Origin of the sequence: Virgibacillus sp. SK37 (genome assembly GCF_000725285.1) — a bacterium.
In the GTDB taxonomy this organism is placed as follows: Bacteria; Bacillota; Bacilli; order Bacillales; family Amphibacillaceae; genus Virgibacillus_Q.
The window spans coordinates 2,706,037-2,726,112 of the sequence record NZ_CP007161.1; the positions used below are offsets into that span (position 1 = coordinate 2,706,037).

The following is a 20,076-nucleotide window of genomic DNA, read 5'->3' on the forward strand; positions in this document are numbered from 1 at the left end:
TGCTTTTTGTTTTACCTGCATTTACTTGCTTATTGTGCTAGACTTTTTCTATAACCAACAGGAAAAGGAGCCACAAGAATGACGTATAAGATACTTTTTTTAGATATAGATGGGACCATACTGAAACCAGATCACACATATGAAACAACTACCAAAAATGCAATTATTCAAGTGAAAGATCAAGGTATTGAGGTATTCCTGGCAACTGGCCGACCACTTCATGAAGTCGAAGAACTGGCAAGTGATTTGGGGATAACTTCCTATATAGGCTATAATGGAGCATTTGCTGTTTATCAAAATGAAACAATTATAAATGAACCAATGCCAAGAAGATCTGTAGAGGAATTTCTTCAAATATCTAAAGAATTTCAGCATGATATGGTACTTTACTCTAGGGATAAGAATTATTTTACTTCCCTGGAAAAAGAAGTCGTACAAAAATTCATCGACACATTCCAACTAGTGAAAAATGATACACTTCATGATGGAGTCTTGAGTGATATATTGGGTGCAACTGTGATTAATGTTAGTGAAGGTCAAGCTCAAAATTATGAAATAGAGGCAGATATAAGGCTTTCTCCTGTCAATGTAGAAGGGGCACAGAATAGCTATGACATAATTCGTAAACAAGTAAATAAAGGCGAAGCAGTAAAAAAATTGCTCGAAAAATTAGAAATACCTAAGGAAGAAGCCATCGCATTTGGTGATGGAATGAATGACAAAGAAATGTTAATGGCAGTTGGGGAAGGTTTTGCAATGAGCGACGGACATCCAGATCTCCTCCAATATGCTAAATATCAAACTACTGCAGTGACTGATTCAGGAATATACAACGGTTTAAAAAAATTGGGCTTAGTAAAATAGTAAATGTGTAAAAAAATGAAAAGGTATTGGACCTGTTGGCTCAATACCTTTTTTTACATTATTTAACTAAACAACTACACACGGCGCTTTCTTAGTAGTTTTATTAATGGGAAAATAAAGGATAAGAAAGCGATGATAAGTAAAGTAAGTGCAATTGGTTCTTGTACGAAAATAGACAGGCTTCCATTAGAAATTGTTAATGATTGTCTGAAGGCTTGCTCCATCATTCCTCCAAGAATAAACGCTAAAATAAATGGTGGAGCCGGAAAAGCATAAAGCCTCATTATAAACCCAACCACCCCAAATAATAATAGCATATACAGATCAAATGTATTAAAACTGATAGCATACACACCTATAATACTAAACATAATCACAAGAGATATCAGCAGCGGGCGCGGAATCTTAAGTACCTTGGCAATATAAGGAATTAAAGGCAAATTTAAGATTAATAGAAACACGTTACCAATGTACATACTTGCAATGATGCCCCAGAATATCTCCGGCCGGTCTGTCATTAGCAAAGGGCCCGGCTGTACACCTAAAACAAGAAAGGCGCCAAGCATTACAGCAGTGGTTCCTGAACCAGGTATACCTAAACTTAATAGGGGAACAAATGCACCACTTGTAGCAGCATTATTTGCTGTTTCTGGTGCTGCCACTCCTTTAATAGATCCTTTGCCAAATTCCTCTGGATGCTTTGCTATTTTCTTTTCAGTTATGTAGGCAATAAATGAAGCTATCGTCGCTCCAGCCCCAGGTAGCACTCCAAGTATAAAACCAAGAAAGGACTGACGCGTCATAGGTCCGCTCATTTCTTCAAACTCTTTTTTGGTTATTCGCAAACTGCCCAGTTTATGCGCGTTTTCCATCGATAAATCTTTTCGATTAATAACTAGTGAGCAAACTTCTGCTAATGCGAATAAACCTAATGCAATGACTAGAAAATCCAACCCTTCTAGTAAATTAACATTTCCAAAGGTAAAACGTTGCGTTCCTGTTTGTGCATCAATACCAATTGTCACAACCATAAACCCAACCACTGCAGATATCAAAGCTTTAATTGTTGATCCTTCAGAAAGACTTGTTATTGCCGTTAGACCCATAAACATTAACGCAAAATAGGCTGGTGGACCAAAGGAAATAGCGACACTTGATAGTACGGGTGCAAGTAACATTAATAATACGACACTCACAGTTCCACCAACGAAGGAGGATATGGCTGCAATTGCTAAAGCTTTTCCAGCTTTTCCCTGCTGTGCCATTGGGTAACCATCAAATGATGTAGCTACCGTTCCAGATACTCCGGGCGCATTTAATAAAATGGATGATGTAGAGCCTCCAAAAATGGCACCATAGTAGACCCCTGCCATCATTACCAATGCTGAGGTGGGATCCATCCCGAAAGTAACTGGGATCATTACTGCAATAGCACTTATTGGTCCCAGTCCTGGCATCATACCAATAAACGTTCCTACAAAGACGCCAATTAATACATATAAAATTCCCTGCATGCTGAATGCAACTTGAAAACCGGTCATAATTCCTTCTATTGAACCCATTTTCTACCTCCTCTAAAATGGTAATATGCCTGGTGGTAAACTGATTTTTAGAAATTGAGTAAATGTGATATACATGAATAAGGGAAATAGAATGGCAACAATCAAATTGGTAACATGTTTTCTATAACCTAAAAATAAAGAACAAAAGAAAATAAATATTGCTGTAGTTACAACAAAACCCAGTATTTCTAATAGAGTAATATAAAGAAAAACGAAGGCAAATACGGCTAATAAAGCACCAATATCTTTTCTGGGAATATTTCTTCTTGCTTTCTGTTCCTGTGTCTCTGAATCCTTTGCAAAAAAGAGACATATTGCTAAACCTACTAATAAGAAACCAAGTCCTTTTGGTATGACATCAGCATCAACCGGAGTATAGGGGTAAGTTGGCAATTGGTATGCAAGCACAAGGTATCCGATAGCTAAGAGAAGAAGCACGCAGCTGACTCGTTTGTTTAATGTATTTAGCATAATGACACCACCTCTTATTTTTTCTTCTTATTAAAAACAAAGGGAAGTTAATGAGGTATCCATTAACTTCTCCTCTTCTACTTATTTAGATAGATTTAATTCATCCAATAATGATTTGATTTCTTCTTTTTGCTTGTCTAAAAATGTGTTATATTCTTCACTACTCATATACATTTCATCCCAGCCATATTGTTTGCGAATTTCAGCGAACTCTTCTGATTCACTTAATTTCTTAAACTTCTCTTCATAATATTTTATTGCGTTTTCATCCATGTTAGGAGGTCCAAAAAAACCTCTCCAATTAACAAACGTTGCGTCTATTCCCTGCTCCTTAGCAGTAGGGAACTCTTCCAACACTTCTCCTTCCAGCCTTTCTTCAGACGTTACGCCCAACACTTTAATTGTTCCTGCCTTTACTTGCTCTACTGTTTCAGAGACCCCTGTTGAAAATACATCCACACTACCATTGAGTAGTTGAGTGAGACCTACACCATCCTGATCGGACACATATTTAATTTTTGAAATATCTACCCCAGCTGCTTTAGCTATTTGAACAAATTGAATATGATCCATACTTCCAGGTGAAGAAGTTCCGACAACGGTAATGCTTTCAGGATCTTTCTTCATATCTTCAAATAACTCATTTAAGTTGTCCCATTTTGCATCTTTAGCAACAGCAAATGCTGCATAATCAGCAATCATATTAGCAAGTGGTGTAAAATCTTCATGTCCATACTCAGATTGTCCATTTAACGGAATAAGTACAATTGGAGGTGAAGCTACGAATAAGTTATAAGGGCTAGCATCATGTCCTGCTACATAGGCCCACCCTACAGCACCTCCGCCTCCGGGCTTATTTACAACTCCAATATCCTGTTCTATGATACCCGTTTCATTGAAGACTTTTGCTGCCATTCTTGCAGTAGTATCCCAACCACCACCAGCTCCAGCCGGCGCAACTAGCTCGATTGGCTTTTCCGGCTCCCAGCTTTTCTGATCTTTTCCGCTTGTTTCTTTCGATTCAGATGCACAGGCTGTCGTAACGATTACAAAACAAAATAGTAGTAATACAAAAAGTATCTTTTTCAAAAATAACTCCCCCTCTTTTCTTAAGTAACATAAATATAATTTAATTTTTCTGATTTGTAACCGTTACCAAAATAAAGTCTACAATGTTTTTTATGTCTATTTTGTTCATTTTGTTCATGAGATCGGATTGAATTATTTAAGAAGTTTTTTATCCTTTATCACAATAAAAACGTATAGAGATTGATTTATCTCTATACGTTTTTATTATTTATTATTTTGTTATAATGATATTTTCGCTCTGGCCTACCAACAATACCGTACTCCAACTCAGCAGTAACGCGGCCTACTGATATTAAATATTCCAGATACCTTCTAGCAGTTGTTCTTGACACACCTATTTTTTTACCGGTTTCTTCTGCGGTTAATCCCTCACCAAACGCTTCCATAATTTCCTCAACCTTTTTTAATGTTAATGGGTCAATACCTTTTGGTGTAACCTCCTCTTCTAACATTAGCTTTTGTTTGCCGAGTAATTCATCAAGGAAGGTTTGGTCAATTTCCTCCTGATTCGCCATTTTTATTTTCATCGTTTTATAGCGTTCTATCGTCTCCATAAATTGATTCAATTTTACTGGCTTTAAAATATAGTCAAACACTCCATTTCGAATAGATTCTTCAACAATGTCTTTTTCTGCGGCAGCGGAAATAATAATAATATCCAGTTCAGGATTTATTTTCCTTAAATCTCGAATGATTTCATTGCCCTGCTGGTCTGGCATAAAAACATCCAACAGTAGCAAGTCTACTTCTTTTTCACTAACAAAATCTAATGTTTCTTGACCGTTTAGTGCCTTCCCGACAACCTGGAAGCCGGTAATTTTTTCTAAGAACTTCTCGTGAATATTCGCAATCCGAAAATCATCTTCAGCTATCAATACGTGAAGCATTGTTTTGCCCTCCCAGTTTAGGTATAAATACTGTAAATATTGCCCCGCCATTCTCCTGATTAGATACTTCTATTTGGCCTCCAAGTTCAGTTATCGCTTTCTTCACAATATAAAGTCCATATCCTCTATCTTCTTTTGTTTTTGTTGTAAAGCCCTGATCAAATATCGTATTGAACACATCTTCTCGTATACCAGTACCACTATCAGCTATTTCAAAGATAATATCTTCTCCAGCATCCGTAGTAAAAAAGGTCACTTCCTTTGTAGATGTTGTTTCAACCGCCTCGAACGCATTGTCTATAAGGTTCCCCAATATAGTAATTAACTTTGACACACTTAACTGTGCTGGCAATGCCTCAAGATAGCTTTCATCATCAATAATAAGATCAATTTTTTTCTCCGAAGCCTTACCAAATTTCCCTAATAAAATCGCTTGGACGGTTCGGTCTCTTATCTGTTGAAGCAATATTCGATTTTTAGTTAAATTCATTTGTGATTCTGTTTGAATGAGCTCGATTGCCTCATCATAATAACCGAGCTGTAATAATCCTGATAATACATATAGCTTGTTTGTATATTCGTGGGTTTGTGCCCTTAAATCCTCAGAGTATTTTTTCACCTCAGACAATGTGTTAATCATTTCATTTAATTCTGTTTTATCACGAAAGCTTGATACCACACCTACTACCCGATTATTCTCATAAATGGGAGTCCGATTTACAATCACAGGCCGATGGTTTAACACCATTTCTTCATTGATCATTACCTGACCAGTTGATAATACATCGTACATTTTTGTATTAGGAAAGACTTCTTCAATTTTTTTCGTACGTAAATCTCCCTGCAGATCTAACAGTTTACGAGCAGAATCATTTAATAAGTTGATTCTTCCTTCTTCATCTATTGCTACTATTCCTTCCTTCACAGATGCAAGAATTGCTTCGCGATCTCGATACAAAGAATATATTTGATGTGGCTCCAAGCCTAACGTATCATTTCGGATATCCTTTGCAAGCAAAATTCCACCAATCCCACCAATTAGAAGAACGATAGAAGATATTCCGCTTATCGTTAGTAGCTTGCTAGCAATAATCGACCTTATATCTTCTACGAGAAAACCTACGGAGACAATTCCAATAATGTCACCAGCATCATTAAATACAGGAGCTTTACCTCTTAATGATGGGCCAAGACTTCCAACTGCCTTAGATATGTAATATTTACCTTCAATTAAAGCCCTATCATTATCTCCCCCTACCATTTTTCTTCCTATTTTTTCGGGGTCGGGATGAGCAACTCTGATACTATCACTATTTCCGACCACCACAAATTCAGCTCCAGTAAACTTTTTCACCTCATCTGCAATGGATTGGACAATTATCTCCGGCTGCTGTCCTTGAAGTGCATTTCTAACTGAAGGCATGAAAGAGATCGTTCGAGCAGCCTGTAAAGCTCTTTCCCCCATTTGTTCCTCTACTTCCTTAGACTCAAGATAGCCATTTATGGCTGTAATAGCAATGATAACAAATAAAATCAGACTAATTATGAGGACTAGTATCTTTGTTTGTAAAGAGATTTTTCTCATTCTACAAAACCTTTCTATAACCTAACCTGGTTATTTTATTTCTCTACATACAGTATAGTTCAAGCTTTTATAGATTTATAGACTAATTTTTTAGTGTAGACAATGAATCTATGTCTATCAAGAAGAACTTCTATTTCTATTTATAATGTTTTCATGTATGCGTTGACATTTTTCAAATAATCATTTATTCTTAATTCTACAAGTTAAGAGGTAGCGGAGACGAGGAGACCATACTATTTATATACCTTCCTTTTGGGATGTATATGTTTTATTATGGATTTTTTGTGTTGGATCCAATCTACTTACCTAATGACTTTAGCTTTAATAACGGAGGAGGGGCAGCTTACCATTATATTAATGGGATTTTTGGGAGTTTGTTTTCTATTTTTATATACACCAAGGAGGAGCTTTTATGTTGAAATTTTTTAAACCTGCTCCAGCCAAAGAAAGATTACCAGAGGATAAAATAGATGCTGAGTATAAAAAACTTAGATTTCAAGTCTTTATGGGAATATTCATTGGTTATGCAGCTTATTATTTAATTCGGAAAAACTTTTCACTTGCTATGCCTTATCTTACAGAAGAAGGTTTCTCAAAGGGGGAGTTAGGTTTAGCTTTATCTGCTATTTCCATTGCCTATGGAATAAGTAAATTTGTTATGGCAACGATCTCAGATCGAAGTAATGCTAGAGTTTTTCTAGTCACTGGTTTAATTTTGTCGGCAATTATAAATTTATTAATGGGATTTATTCCTTTTTTCACATCAACCATTACCATTATGTTTATAATGTTATTCCTTAACGGTTGGGTTCAAGGGATGGGCTGGCCACCTTCTGGACGTGTTCTTGTACATTGGTTTAGTGTGAGTGAACGTGGTGGTAAGACCGCTATTTGGAATGTAGCCCACAATGTGGGTGGAGGACTTATGGCTCCATTGGCTATCGGTGGTGTATCGCTTGCCACAACCTATTTTGGTGCAACCTTTATAGGCTATGAAGGGGTATTTATTTTACCGGCGTTAGTTGCTATCGTAGTTGCGATTATTGCTTTTGCATTGATTCGTGATACTCCACAATCAGAAGGTTTGCCTCCAATTGAAGAACATCGAGATGATTATCCAAGTAAATCTAAAAAAACATTCGAAACCGAATTAACTACAAAAGAAATTCTATTCAAATATGTACTAAATAATAAATGGGTTTGGGCTATTGCTATTGCTAATATTTTTGTTTATTTTGTACGTTATGGCGTGTTGGATTGGGCTCCAACCTATTTAAGTGAAGAAAAAGGTTTTAATATGAGCGAGTCCGGAATTGCCTACTTCCTATATGAGTGGGCAGGTATTCCTGGTACGTTGTTATGTGGTTATATTTCCGATAAAGTCTTTAAAGGCCGTCGCGGACCAGCTGGTGTTGTGTTTATGCTCGGTGTGCTAGTTGCAGTTCTTGTGTACTGGTTCAATCCTGCTGGTAACCCACTTGTAGACAATATTGCATTAATCGCCATTGGTTTCTTAATTTATGGTCCAGTTATGCTAATTGGCTTACAAGCTCTTGATTTTGTACCTAAAAAAGCTGCCGGTACTGCTGCTGGATTAACTGGTTTCTTTGGTTATATCGGTGGTGCTGTATCAGCAAATGCAATTATGGGCTTTGTAGTTCAGCACTTCAGCTGGGATGCTGGGTTTATGTTATTAACAGTTTCCTGTGCGCTTGCAGTGGTATTGTTTGCAATCACTTGGAATGTCCGAGGCCAAGAAGTTGTAAAAAATCATTAATTAAGGCTAATTTTGATGTATCAAGACCCTCAAAATTATATAAAGACAAACTACCTGCCATTCCAAAATGGCAGGTAGTTTTATTTTATGGTTCTAAGGTATGTTGGGAGTCTTCAATGATTCGGAAAATAGATAAACTCCGACTTAACTTGATTGTTTGCAAATGGCAGTCTTTAAAAATATTAAAGTAAAGTTTACATAAATACGATTAAGAGAGCATTTACCACCATTGCTTTCCATTGCAGATGAACGCTTTCCGCCGGCATGGCTTCAGCCGCTTCCTCCGCTGCGCTCCGTGCATTGAATAAGTAGCTCTTATTTTTAATAGCTTTGAGATATACACCTTAGCGAAGGGGAAATATGGAGACTCCTGCGGGAGGAGAGGCCTCGATGAGACCCCGGAACGCGTAGCGTGAGGAGGCTCATCAGCCGCCCGCGGAAAGCGGAATATTTCCCTGAAGCGGTGATTTACGCAGCCTCTATATTCTTAGTTAAGTCGCAGCTTCCTCCAACTATAGATCCACAAGAACGTTTGTATTCCCAAAATTTTATTAGATCCCCTTTTATATTACTTTATAAAGAATGAGGACAAGGTGCTTACATCTACATTTCCTCCCGATAAGACACAAACAATATTTTTATCTCGCACATTTAATTTGTCATTCAGCACAGCAGCAACTGTAGTTGCACTAGATGGCTCTATTATCTGCTTCGTTCGCTCCAGCATAAGAAAGAGTGCCTCCTGGATTTCTTGTTCACTAACTGTAACAATGTCATCAATATATTTCTGTACGATTGGAAATGTGAAGCTTCCTGGCTGGCTTGTCCTTAAGCCATCAGCCATCGTTTTAGTTTGCGGAATAGCAACAATTTCTCCCTTTTTCAAGGACAGTAACGTATCATTTGCAGTTTCCGGTTCCACCCCGATTATTTGAATGGATGGCTTCACTTCTTTGATCGCTGTTAGTATACCTGAGATTAGCCCTCCACCTCCAATCGGTACTACAATTATATCTACGGAATCAAGCTGTTTTAAGATTTCCAATCCGATAGTGCCCTGTCCAGCAATAATAAACGGATCATCATATGGGGGAATAAAAACACCGTCATTTTCATTTGCAAGCTGTTTGGCCCTTGGCAATCTTTCAGCAGAAGTAGTGCCACACGTCTCTATACTCCCATGATACGCTTGAATTGCCTTCACCTTACTTGATGTAGCATCCTCTGGCACAACAATGGTTGCTTTAACTCCAAGCTTATTGGAAATATATGCCACTGACTGTCCATGATTCCCTGAAGAGGCTGCCGTTACAAATGTGGCCCCATTTTCCGCCACCTGCTTTACTTTGTTCGTTGCGCCTCTAATTTTAAAAGATCCTGTACGTTGAAGATGCTCCGCTTTAAAGAAAAGGTTGTTACCAGCCAAATCAGAAAGTAATGTAGATTGAAAGATCGGTGTTTGTTTAACAATATCTTTTATATTGTCTCTGGCTTCGAATATTTTTTGTAGTGTAATCATATGGGGCCCCCCTTCAGAAATCTCGTTACTTCAAAAGAACTTCAAGCAACATTATAAGTCTTCCAAGTTTTTCAATAGGATACTTCAAACTAAAGCCTATTATTTTAAGAGTCAGTTACCACCATATCCCATTCACGAATTTCATAGTTTCTTGCACCTTTCACTACATAAGGATCCAATTTAGCCATTTCTTCTGCTTCTGAAAGGGCATCCGCTTTATAGATGACTAGTCCTCCTGTCCCATCAGTAAAACGTCCCTTGGCAAAGATCTTACCTTCGTTGCTTTTTTCCTCCAAATAACTCAAGTGATCTGGTCGATACTGCTTACTCTTTTCTTCATCCAGCATAGGTAAAAATACAGCAAAATATTTCATTTACACGCTTCCTTTCTTTAAGCCAATTTACTATTTTAGTATAACGTAATTTTCACGGACTGCTCAATTTAAGGTACCAAATTTAATTTCATGCCTTGTGTTTCATTTAATACTGTCTGATGGTAATTCTCATCTACCCAATCATCTATCTGATCGTGATACCACTTACTCTTAAAATGACCAAATTGACCTGGCCCCACAATGTGATAACCTGTCTGCATATCATTTGTGTCGATAACGAATCTCCATGAAGCTCCATGGTCTACTTCACCGTTCTCCGCATCATAAGCTGCAGCCATCGGTGTGACAGAACTGCCATCTACCGGCATAGAATCTGTGTTATTGAAGAAATAGGATAATACAGGATGTACTCCAGATAATGGATGATCAAATTGGACTTTATGATAATCACCCCATGCCCATGTTGTCATACCACTTCCAAATTTATCTTTTAAACCAGTTAGCGTACTTTTCAATGAAACATACAACACTTCTTCCAATCCACCTGCTTCATCTATCCAAATCGAACCATCTCCATTATATGCTTTCCGAAGCAGTTCATCCGTTGTTTGTCCTTTTGCACCAAACATCCCCATCATCGAGTCAGGAATATCTTTTTCATAAATCTGTTTTTCAATTTCCTCCATCCATGTATGGAAAATCAGTGGTTGGCTCAATTCCTTAGCGTCAGCGTACTCCCATTCTTTCAGTATAGCCATCGCTTGTTTTTCTTCTTTATTTAAGTTACTATCTTCTAACACTTCCGAAAAGATAGGTATAAACTCTCGCGCCTGCAGGTTTGTTGCATCCATTTGTAAATCCTGCATATCTTCCACAGTTAATGAATCATTTGTTTCTAATACTTCAGCAATCCGTTCATAACGGTATGGTTGTGCCCACACATTACTAATATGATATGGATATTCGTCTCCAACTACTTTATTATTCGCAGTAGCAATATAACCTTTATCAGGGTTTATTACCGTCGGTAGTTCATCAAATGGTATAAATCCCTTCCATTCCTTCTCTTTTTCCCAGCCTGGAAGAGGCAATAGTGCATCATCTCCAGATTCATAAATAGGAATACTACCATTTGCTTTATATGCTATCGTCCCGTCTTTAGAAGCAAAAACAAAATTCTGGGCAGGTGCGAGGAATTTTTCCAAACCCTTCTCAAATTGCTTCCAGTTTTTTGCCTCATTTATTTCCAATATCGCCTCCAACTCAGTGGTCGGGTCTAATGCTGTCCAGCGTAAAGATAAAACGGTATCCTTTCCACTTTCCTCGGCAAATTCAGATACAACAGGGCCATGACGTGTCTCTATTACTTGAAAGTTTACCGCTGCCTTGTCTGCTACTTCAATCGGTTCGTCAATAACTTCAGCCTTCTCCCATTTCCCTTCAAATAGAAATTCCTCTGGTTGATCCGGATTGCGTTTTTCAAGATAGAGCTGCTGTACATCGGGACCCACATTGGTTACTCCCCAGGCAATATGTTCATTATGACCAAGTATGATTCCTGGGACACCAGCGAAAATAACCCCACTGACATTCAAATCCTCTGTTTCCAAATGCATTTGTAACCATATGGATGGGGTCGCTAACCCCAAATGTGGATCATCAGCCAATAACGGCATACCAGACTTAGTCTTTTTTCCACTTACGACCCAATTATTGCTACCGTTAAATGTGTTTGGAATAATTGCATGTTTAAAGCTGCTGGCAATGTCGATTTCCTCGTTTGGAATAATTGTCGGTTTCTCTTTCGGATAATGAGGGAAAAGCTCCATTGCTTTCTCATTGTCAAACTCATCCAGCAAATAATAATTGAAGGCTTGACGTTCCCAGTGGCCTCCTAAGTCAAAAGCCATGTATTTACCAATTGTTAAGGAATCTAGCGGAATCCAATCTGCTGGCTTCGCTCCCATCAAGGTAAATTCGACGGGCAAGCTATTACTTTCAATTGCTTCATGAATATAAGCATTTACTCCGTCCGCAAAATTCTGAAGAACTTCTCTGGACTCTTCGGAATAGATGGCATAAGATTCCTCAGCAGCTCGACGCAAACCAAGTGTACGAAAATATTTATCTGTATTAATTGCTTTTTCTCCAACAATTTCACTTAATGTACCGGATGCCTGCCTTCTTGACATCTCCATTTGAAACATACGATTCTGTGCTTGCATATACCCTTGAGCAATATAGAGATCATGGTTGTTTGTTGCTTTAATATGAGGAACTCCATTAGAATCTGTAATTACGGTAACTTCTTCCTTCAGAATTGGAAGTTCTATTTGCCCCTCGAGTTGAGGCATAGACCTATTAATGAACGCGTTTACAAAAATAAGTAAACCTATAAAGATTATCAATAGAATCCCGATCGTTAGTAATATAACTTTCTTTTTATTTATTTTTCTTTTTCTCTCATCCTTAAACTCATATGCTTGTTCACCCAAATTAAATTCCCCCTGTTTTCTATTACATTGCTTATTATTTCTCCAAAAAAAGAAGGAATCCTGCTGGAAGTTGATTGATTTCGAAGTAATCCTAAAGTGGTAGTAACTGTCCACTTCCAATCATAAGTGAGGGTTTTGAGTAACCAATAAATAGGTTATTATTTAATTTGCTTAATTAAATTCATTACTTGTTTTGTTTGCTTATATAATAAGTCTCCTGCGTTTTCTATACTATCATTTAGAGACATCGGTGCGTTTATAATTGAAAAACAGCCCGAGAAACTCTTTCTTAATACATCCAGATCTCCCGCTAAACTTCCGGAGAGTAATACGACAGGGGTTTCATGCTGTACACAGATTTCTGCAACATAGCCGGGAGCTTTTCCATAGAGGGTTTGCTCATCACTTTGGCCTTCTCCAGTGAGCACAAGATCTGCTTCCTGAATTATTTTATCAAGTTGAATAGTTTCTGCAACTAATTTTGCCCCGGAAATCAAGTCGGCACCAATCGCCAGTAAAGCAAATGCCAGTCCTCCTGCTGCTCCAGTACCAGGCACCTCAATTATTTGATTACCAGCTTCTTCACCGACTAATACACCATAATTTTTCATTGAATTATCATATTTTTCTACTTGGGAATCAGTCAAGCCTTTTTGAGGTCCATAAATTTTCGTTGCACCTAAGGACCCAATCAATGAATTTTCTACGTCACATGCTACTTTGATTCGAACATTTCGCCATCTTACATCTAAGGTTGACAAGCATACTTTTTTAATTGAATGCAAATCCGCTCCATAACAACCAACTCTATTATCATCCGAATCGTACATTTCAACTCCTAAAGCCTGAAGCAGTCCAATACCACCATCATTTGTAGCACTTCCACCAAGTGCCATAACAAATTCTGTACAGCCTTCATTCAAGGCATGATTCATAACTTCTCCAACACCATAGCTAGTTAAGTGATCTGGATTTCTGTCGCTAGGAGGAACCATTGTCAATCCTACAATTTTAGCAATCTCGATGGTGGCTGTTTCTCCTGAAATAGCATAATAGGTTTCTATTTTGTTACCTTTAGGCCCTGTACAACTCAGATGGACTTTCTTGCCTTTTGTTGAGGAAAGTAATGTCTCCATTGTTCCTTCTCCTCCATCTGCCATTGGTTTCTTTATTGGCTTAGCATCGGGGATTATTTCTAATATCCCTGCAGCCATTGTATTCGCCACTTCTATAGAAGAGAGACTCCCCTTAAATGAATCGGGAGCAAGTACAATTTTCATATCCATTCCCCCCTAGCTCTTCTTTTCGATAACTTTAACACCATCTGTTCTGCCTACAATTACTTTATCTGCCATACCAACAAATAATCCTGTTTCAACTTGTCCAACGATGTTCTGTAGTTGTGATTCCAGTATTGCTGGATCAGCAATATATGGAAAACTACAGTCCAGTATATAGTTGCCATTATCACTCCTATATACATTACCATCTTTTTTTCGAAGTTCAGGTTTGCCCCCAAGCTCAGAAATGTGCTTAGCAGTAACTTCCCAACCAAATGGCAATACTTCTACTGGTAAAGGAAACCGTCCTAATTGTTCCACCATTTTCGTTTCATCTACAATTATGATTAATGTTTTAGCTGCTGCAGCAATTATTTTCTCTCTGAATAGCGCGCCACCACCACCCTTAATAAGTTGAAACCTCTTATCCACTTCGTCTGCCCCATCAATAGTTACATCCAGTTGTGTTACCTTTGAAAAGCTTGTAAGTGGAATACCAGCCTCTTCTGCCCAGCGTTGTGTTTGTTCCGAAGAGGGAATACCTTCTATTCTTCCACCATCTTTAACGTATTGACCAAGCGCCTGAATGAACCAGTAGACAGTAGATCCTGAGCCAAGTCCGATCTTCATTCCATCTTCCACATACTTTATTGATGCCTCACCAGCTGCTTTTTTTAATTCTTCTTGCTTTGTATCCATCTCCCATTCAATCCTTTCGTTATCAAATGCTTATATCAACTATTAACAGCCTTCCAGGTTTGTATTAGCCCCGTTACGATTGGTTGAATGACCTCTTTTTCCGCATCATATTGATTATGGGATAAAGGATTCCAGCTTGTTAATATCCCACCTGCATTCACTGCGACATCTTTTGTTACTGCTTTATTATACCCTTCACTTACCATTTTCAGCGGGAATGCAAGTACATCATCTTTATCGTAGAAATTTAGCCACTCTCCTTGGAGCTGAGGATATTGTTCTATCATCCTTGTTGCAGGAACCTTTACTGGTGAACCAAAATCCATATAGCGTAGTGACCATAACGCCAGCGGGCTTCCCAGTGTATAAAACAATGTCAAAGTTTCACATTGTTCTAGTGGGTTTATACTTGTACAATCAATCGTCTTTTTTCCCATATTCATTCTTCTATATTGTAAATCATAAAAATAATTGCTTGCCACTACTGTCCCCAGGCTATGACTTATTACACATAGCGGGGCGTTTGGGCCGGCTTTTTCCCTTAATCTATTTATTGATTTGGCCACTAAAGCATGCACTCTGTCGTAATTTTGATTTTCTAGCGTTGTAGGTTGATATGCAACAGCATCTCCAAGGAATTCTATTACAAACCTTCTTAACAAGGGGAAATCTAATTCAGAGGATTGTCGCATCTTTTCCCAAAGGCTTTCCTGCTCATTAGCAAAAATCGCGGACCAATATACTGGTTCAAAAATAAGTTGGTCTTTTGCGTTTTGAGCTGGTAATTGCTTAGAAAATTTCTCCAAAATCTGATTAATTAGTTTGCTGGCAAAACTCTTACTTGGAGTACCAGCACCATGTATAATTGCAATAGCTATTTTTTGTGTCATCTTCTCCCTCCATTCCGTTATAACTTATCTTTATATTAATTGAAACCAGTTCGTATTATAAGAGGAAAAATCCCTATCACGAATTGGATGTGATATTTTCTTAAAAAATACACTGTTAAAAATTGGTTCTACTGCAAATGTTGGGGTACAATCGTATTTTGTGCATTCATAGTTGGAGGAAACCGCGAACTAAAGTATATCTCATTTTAATGAAGTGGACGGACCCATTGATTTCCGCTACAGGGGGACGCTTTCCACCGGCATGGCTTCAGCCGCTTCCTCCGCTACGCTCCGTCCAGGGTCTTCAGCTCATGCTATTCCGGTAGGAGTCGCCCCCTTCCGCTCCAATCAATTTGTATCTGCTTTAAACCATAAATAGCGGGTAATTATCTAACCACTTTACCAGTGTAGGAAAAACACGAAGACTCCTGTGGGAAAAGCAACAGGGCTTTTTGATGGGGCGAGGAATCGCAAATGGTCTTCGATGGGACGAGGAAACGCAGTCCCAGCCCCAGCTGAAGATCCCGCAGGAAGTGGTTTTCTTCCGAGGAAGCTGAAGCGTTGCCCACGGAAAGCGAAGTGTTTTTTCCGCAACGGCCGCTTAGAGTACTATCAAGTTACGTCGCAGTTTATCTATTTTCCGAATCATTGAAAAACCCCAAACACATATTTTAAAACCTAAAAATTAAAAGAGAAGCCCTACTTCTGTGGGCTTCTCTTTCCAACCTATTCTGCAGTTATTGCTTCTTCTTGGGTTACAGCAATGTCACTCTTATACAATTTTGTACCATCACCAATGGCATAATTTAATACACGATTATTGACAGGTACTAATTCAGATCTATACAGTGTTGGGAATACTGGAATTTCATCTACCATTAATTGTTGCCATTCATCATAGACTTTCTTGCGGTAATCCTTATCAAAGGCTTCGGCAGAAACTCCTTTTTCCAGCAATTCATCATTCTTCTCACTCGCATAGCGTGTGAAGTTAAACAATGCGTCACGTGCATATAGCCCACGTGGATCCACATCAATGCCTACCCCCCATGCTCCTTGATAAATGTCCACTGCTGGATCATCATCCCCATTTTGTCCTACACGATCGTAGAATGTATTAAATTCTTGCAAACGCCCATCAAGTAATTGTACATTCAATCCTACTTCTTTCCATGATTGTATATAATAATTTGCTAACGGCTCAGCAGTGTCTCCTCCTGACATAGAGGCAAAATTAATGACCAATTCTTCTCCCTCAGGTGTTTCACGGAAGCCGTCCCCATCCTTATCTTCATAGCCTGCTTCATCAAGAATCTTTTTTGCAGCTTCAGGGTCATATGTTACACCTGGATTTGTTTCATCATGAAATTCTGGATGAGATGGAGGAATAAGTGTGGTGGCATTCCAGCGGAGACCATTGTAGAACTTCTCTCCGACTGCATTGTTATCGACGGCATGCCACATTGCTTTACGTAAATTTACATCAGCCATTTTTGCGTCCGGGTTCGGTTTTACCTCTTTCTTTTCTTTATCCCAGGTGCCCAGTTTAAAGCCAATGTACGTATATGCTCGGTCAATCATGCCAAGATATTCTACATTTGACATCTCAGCATTTTTTGGATATTGATCAACAGGGAAGGAACTTACTGTATCTACGCCACCTGTTTCCAGCTCTTGGACAACAACATTTGGATTAATGACTTTTACAGTCACCTCATCCAACTTCGGTTCCCCACGCCAATAATCCTCGTTCTTAGACATCACGACAGATTCTCCTGGTACAATGCTTTCTACTTTAAACGGGCCAAATCCGATTGGCTTTTCCCTTACTTCTGCCGAGGACGAAATGTCTGCTACCTTCATATCTCCAAAGATATGCTTAGCTAAAGGATAAGACCAGATACCACCCGTAACAAGAGAAGGAGTAGATTCAATGTAGGTGATTTCCAATGTCTTGTCATCAATTACTTTAATCCCTGAAATTGTATCCGCTTCGCCATTATGGTATGCTTCCATACCTTCAATGTTGGTAAAGTCGGAGCCATAACGAACCCCATCATATTCCGGATGACCAATTACTTCATGAGCAAATAACCAATCTTCTGCAGTTACAGGATTTCCATCATGCCAATTTACATTATCACGGATTTTAAAAGTAAACACCCGTCCGTCTTCTGAAACTTCATACGTTGCTGCACCGTCATTTGTATATACATAGTTTTCATCCCAATCAAGGAGCCCTTCATCAAACCAATCCAGGATTTGCGCATCAGGGTCACCAGAGTAAAAATTCCAATTCAAGGTCCCTTCAAAAGCACTATCAGACACTAACCCAAAAGTGAATGTTCCCCCATCGATCGCTTCACCTTCATTTGTTTTAATATTGCTGAAATCATCAATAGAGTATAAACCATCCTTCTTTTCCTCTTTTTTCTCTTCTTTACCTTTCTCCTCTGTTTTCTTCTCTTTATCCCCCTCAGCCTCACCCTCTTTTGAAGTAGAAGAATTACAAGCTGCAAGCACAAGTAAAAATACAACCATTAGAGCAAAAAATAACTTTCCTAAGCGCACCTTCTTCATTCGAATGACCTCCCCTGTTTATAAACTGCTTTCGTAACCAACTGACATGCCAATAGCTAACAATGAACTACATTTCCTTAAGCTCCCCCAAGCTTTCACCTCCTTGATGAAAAAAGTTACTTTTGCTGTGTTAGTGATTATCCTCGTCGTTGCCTAGCATCGGTGGCTCGTTTTAATGCTTCACCAACATTTCTCACGCTTAGCATAAGAATAAAGATCAACACTGCTGCCGGCACCCATACCCACCACCTAAACTCCAACGTCTGCGGGTTTCTGGCATACCCTAAGAGTGTCCCCAGACTAGGAGTGGATTCCGGAAAACCAAACCCTAAAAAGGATAATCCTGATTCCAAGCCAATATTTGCAGCCAAATTTAACGTCATTGTTACGATAATTAAAGAGCTTAAATTAGGTAAGACCTGTGTAAACATAATTTTCAAGTGGGAGGATCCTAACGTTCTGGACGCTTGTGCATAATCCAATTCCCTTTCCTGTAGGGCCTTGGATCTTATTAATCTAGCAATCCCCATCCATAAAAATGCGGTCATAATTAAGGAAAAAGAGAGAATTGTATACTTTGGGACAATAGCAACAAACACGATAATTACCATTAAAAAGGGCAGAATCATAAAAAAGTCCACAATACGCATTAACATGTTATCGATGGTTCCTCCATAATAACCGGATACCAACCCATAAATAATCCCTATAAAGCCAGTCATTAAGGTAACAAGAATACCAATCGAGAGCGAATTCCGTGTTCCAATAATAAGCTGTCCAAAAATATCCCTCCCGCCATAATCCGTTCCAAGCCAATACTCCGACGAAGGAGGTTCGTGAATAGCAAATAGATCAACGGTGACAATCTCCTCTTTACTTAAAAAAAGTGAAATACCATATACAAAAGTAGTAATTAATATTAAAAATATAAGCGAGAAAAGTGCTACTTTATCCCTTACCAGCTCTCTCCACATAATACTAATTCCTGAAGGGCTTTTAACTGATCTCATCTGTTCCTGCGTTTCTTCCACATAAGCATGTTTTGAATCCATTATTATCACCTCGGTATTTTTTTCGGATTATTTAATACGAATGCGCGGATCAATTAAGCTAAGGATAATATCCGATAACAACGCGCCCAGAATGGATGCAATACCAAACAACAGAACTACGGATGTCACCACACTGTAGTCCCTTTGTAATATCGAATCCATAAATAACAATCCCATACCTGGGTAACTATATATAAACTCTACAAATACTGTTCCACCTATTAATCCAGTTATTTCATAACCAAAGAACGCTGCGATAGGCAGAAGTGAGTTTCGAAGAATATGCCTGTTATATACTCTTGATTCCGAAGCCCCTTTTGCTCTTGCGGTAATGATAAAATCCTTTTGCTTTGTATCAATTATTTCGCTCCTTAAGTATTGAACGGTATTTACTGTGGTAATTAATGCCATTGAAATAGCTGGTAGTAATAAATGGTGTAATTTACTGATAACATAGCTAAGTGTCCCTGCCTCTGACCCTGGAGCTACACTGCCACTAGTGGGAAACCATTGAAAATGAAATCCGAATAGCCAAAGCATAACCAATGCGAAAATAAACAACGGTGTAGCAAATCCAATATAAGTATATCCTGTAATGATTTGGTCTTTTAGCGTATCGTTAAATCTTCCACTTGTAATTCCTAAAGGGATGGCAATTAAATAGGTGATAATTAATGTGGTGAGTGACAACCAAAAAGTGTTAATCAAACGTTGTTCAACAAGATCTGTAACAGGCATTTTAAACCGAAAAGACTGCCCAAGATCTCCTTGTAAAGCGGAGACAACCCAATCCTTATACTGAACATACCAAGGATTATTCAGCCCCAAATTTTCTCTTTGTTGCTCAATCGCCTGTGGGTCGATATTCGGATCAATTAAACCAGATAGCGCGTCTCCAGGCATCATTTGAGCCATTAAAAATACCAGCACACTTAAAAGCACAATTTGCGGTGCAGTTATAAACAATCTCCTAACAATAAATTTCCACATA

General features: G+C 38.5%; 16 protein-coding genes. 2 read left to right on the top strand and 14 right to left on the bottom strand.

The annotated features are described in order from the left end of the window. Positions 1 to 78: 78 nt before the first annotated feature. Positions 79 to 864 carry a Cof-type HAD-IIB family hydrolase gene (locus X953_RS13820; RefSeq protein WP_040956118.1) on the top strand — a complete coding sequence of 262 codons (786 nt, stop codon included), beginning with the start codon at positions 79 to 81 and terminating at the stop codon, positions 862 to 864. A 74-nt stretch (positions 865 to 938) separates the two neighbouring features. Here X953_RS13820 and X953_RS13825 read toward each other — a convergent pair whose 3' ends face one another. The 5 genes from X953_RS13825 to X953_RS13845 form a co-directional block, all read right to left on the bottom strand. Then, complete coding sequence (locus tag X953_RS13825; protein WP_040956119.1) at positions 939 to 2,426, bottom strand: tripartite tricarboxylate transporter permease; 1,488 nt, start codon at positions 2,424 to 2,426, stop codon at positions 939 to 941. A 12-nt stretch (positions 2,427 to 2,438) separates the two neighbouring features. Continuing rightward, the gene (locus X953_RS13830; RefSeq protein ID WP_040956120.1) at positions 2,439 to 2,897 is read right to left on the bottom strand and encodes a tripartite tricarboxylate transporter TctB family protein; all 459 of its coding nucleotides are present in this window, start codon (positions 2,895 to 2,897) and stop codon (positions 2,439 to 2,441) included. An 81-nt stretch (positions 2,898 to 2,978) separates the two neighbouring features. Then, positions 2,979 to 3,986 (bottom strand): tripartite tricarboxylate transporter substrate binding protein, encoded by a 1,008-nt coding sequence (locus X953_RS13835; RefSeq protein WP_040956121.1) that lies wholly within the window; start codon positions 3,984 to 3,986, stop codon positions 2,979 to 2,981. A gap of 191 nt (positions 3,987 to 4,177) precedes the next feature. Continuing rightward, complete coding sequence (locus X953_RS13840; RefSeq protein ID WP_040956122.1) at positions 4,178 to 4,873, bottom strand: response regulator; 696 nt, start codon at positions 4,871 to 4,873, stop codon at positions 4,178 to 4,180. Beyond that, positions 4,851 to 6,458 carry a sensor histidine kinase gene (locus tag X953_RS13845; protein ID WP_040956123.1) on the bottom strand — a complete coding sequence of 536 codons (1,608 nt, stop codon included), beginning with the start codon at positions 6,456 to 6,458 and terminating at the stop codon, positions 4,851 to 4,853. The genes X953_RS13840 and X953_RS13845 overlap by 23 nt, the downstream gene beginning before the upstream one ends. 412 nt (positions 6,459 to 6,870) lie before the next feature. On the opposite strand from X953_RS13845, the gene glpT reads away from it, so the two are divergent. Beyond that, on the top strand, positions 6,871 to 8,235 hold the full coding sequence (gene glpT, locus X953_RS13850) for a glycerol-3-phosphate transporter (protein WP_040956124.1): 1,365 nt from the start codon (positions 6,871 to 6,873) through the stop codon (positions 8,233 to 8,235). A gap of 568 nt (positions 8,236 to 8,803) precedes the next feature. On the opposite strand, the gene X953_RS13855 is transcribed toward glpT, so the two are convergent. The 9 genes from X953_RS13855 to opp4B all read right to left on the bottom strand — a co-directional run bounded on the left by X953_RS13855 (position 8,804) and on the right by opp4B (position 20,075). Beyond that, on the bottom strand, positions 8,804 to 9,754 hold the full coding sequence (locus X953_RS13855) for a threonine/serine dehydratase (protein WP_040956125.1): 951 nt from the start codon (positions 9,752 to 9,754) through the stop codon (positions 8,804 to 8,806). Positions 9,755 to 9,858: 104 nt separating this feature from the next. Continuing rightward, a complete protein-coding gene (locus tag X953_RS13860; RefSeq protein WP_040956126.1) occupies positions 9,859 to 10,128 on the bottom strand; it encodes a YciI family protein in 270 nt (89 codons plus the stop codon). Positions 10,129 to 10,196: 68 nt separating this feature from the next. Then, complete coding sequence (locus tag X953_RS13865) at positions 10,197 to 12,584, bottom strand: penicillin acylase family protein (RefSeq protein WP_040956127.1); 2,388 nt, start codon at positions 12,582 to 12,584, stop codon at positions 10,197 to 10,199. A 158-nt stretch (positions 12,585 to 12,742) separates the two neighbouring features. Then, positions 12,743 to 13,864 (bottom strand): glycerate kinase, encoded by a 1,122-nt coding sequence (locus tag X953_RS13870; protein WP_040956128.1) that lies wholly within the window; start codon positions 13,862 to 13,864, stop codon positions 12,743 to 12,745. Between the two features lie 12 nt (positions 13,865 to 13,876). Then, positions 13,877 to 14,563, bottom strand: a complete 687-nt coding sequence (gene rpiA / locus X953_RS13875; RefSeq protein ID WP_040956129.1) for a ribose-5-phosphate isomerase RpiA — start codon at positions 14,561 to 14,563, stop codon at positions 13,877 to 13,879. Between the two features lie 35 nt (positions 14,564 to 14,598). Beyond that, a complete protein-coding gene (locus X953_RS13880) occupies positions 14,599 to 15,453 on the bottom strand; it encodes a chemotaxis protein (RefSeq protein ID WP_040956130.1) in 855 nt (284 codons plus the stop codon). Positions 15,454 to 16,179: 726 nt separating this feature from the next. Then, positions 16,180 to 18,033: an oligopeptide ABC transporter substrate-binding protein gene (gene opp4A / locus X953_RS13885; protein WP_040956131.1), complete on the bottom strand. Its 1,854-nt coding sequence runs from the start codon at positions 18,031 to 18,033 to the stop codon at positions 16,180 to 16,182. 137 nt (positions 18,034 to 18,170) lie between these two features. Then, positions 18,171 to 19,085: an ABC transporter permease gene (locus X953_RS13890; protein ID WP_040956132.1), complete on the bottom strand. Its 915-nt coding sequence runs from the start codon at positions 19,083 to 19,085 to the stop codon at positions 18,171 to 18,173. A gap of 27 nt (positions 19,086 to 19,112) precedes the next feature. Then, complete coding sequence (opp4B, locus tag X953_RS13895; RefSeq protein WP_040956133.1) at positions 19,113 to 20,075, bottom strand: oligopeptide ABC transporter permease; 963 nt, start codon at positions 20,073 to 20,075, stop codon at positions 19,113 to 19,115. Position 20,076 lies beyond the last annotated feature (1 nt).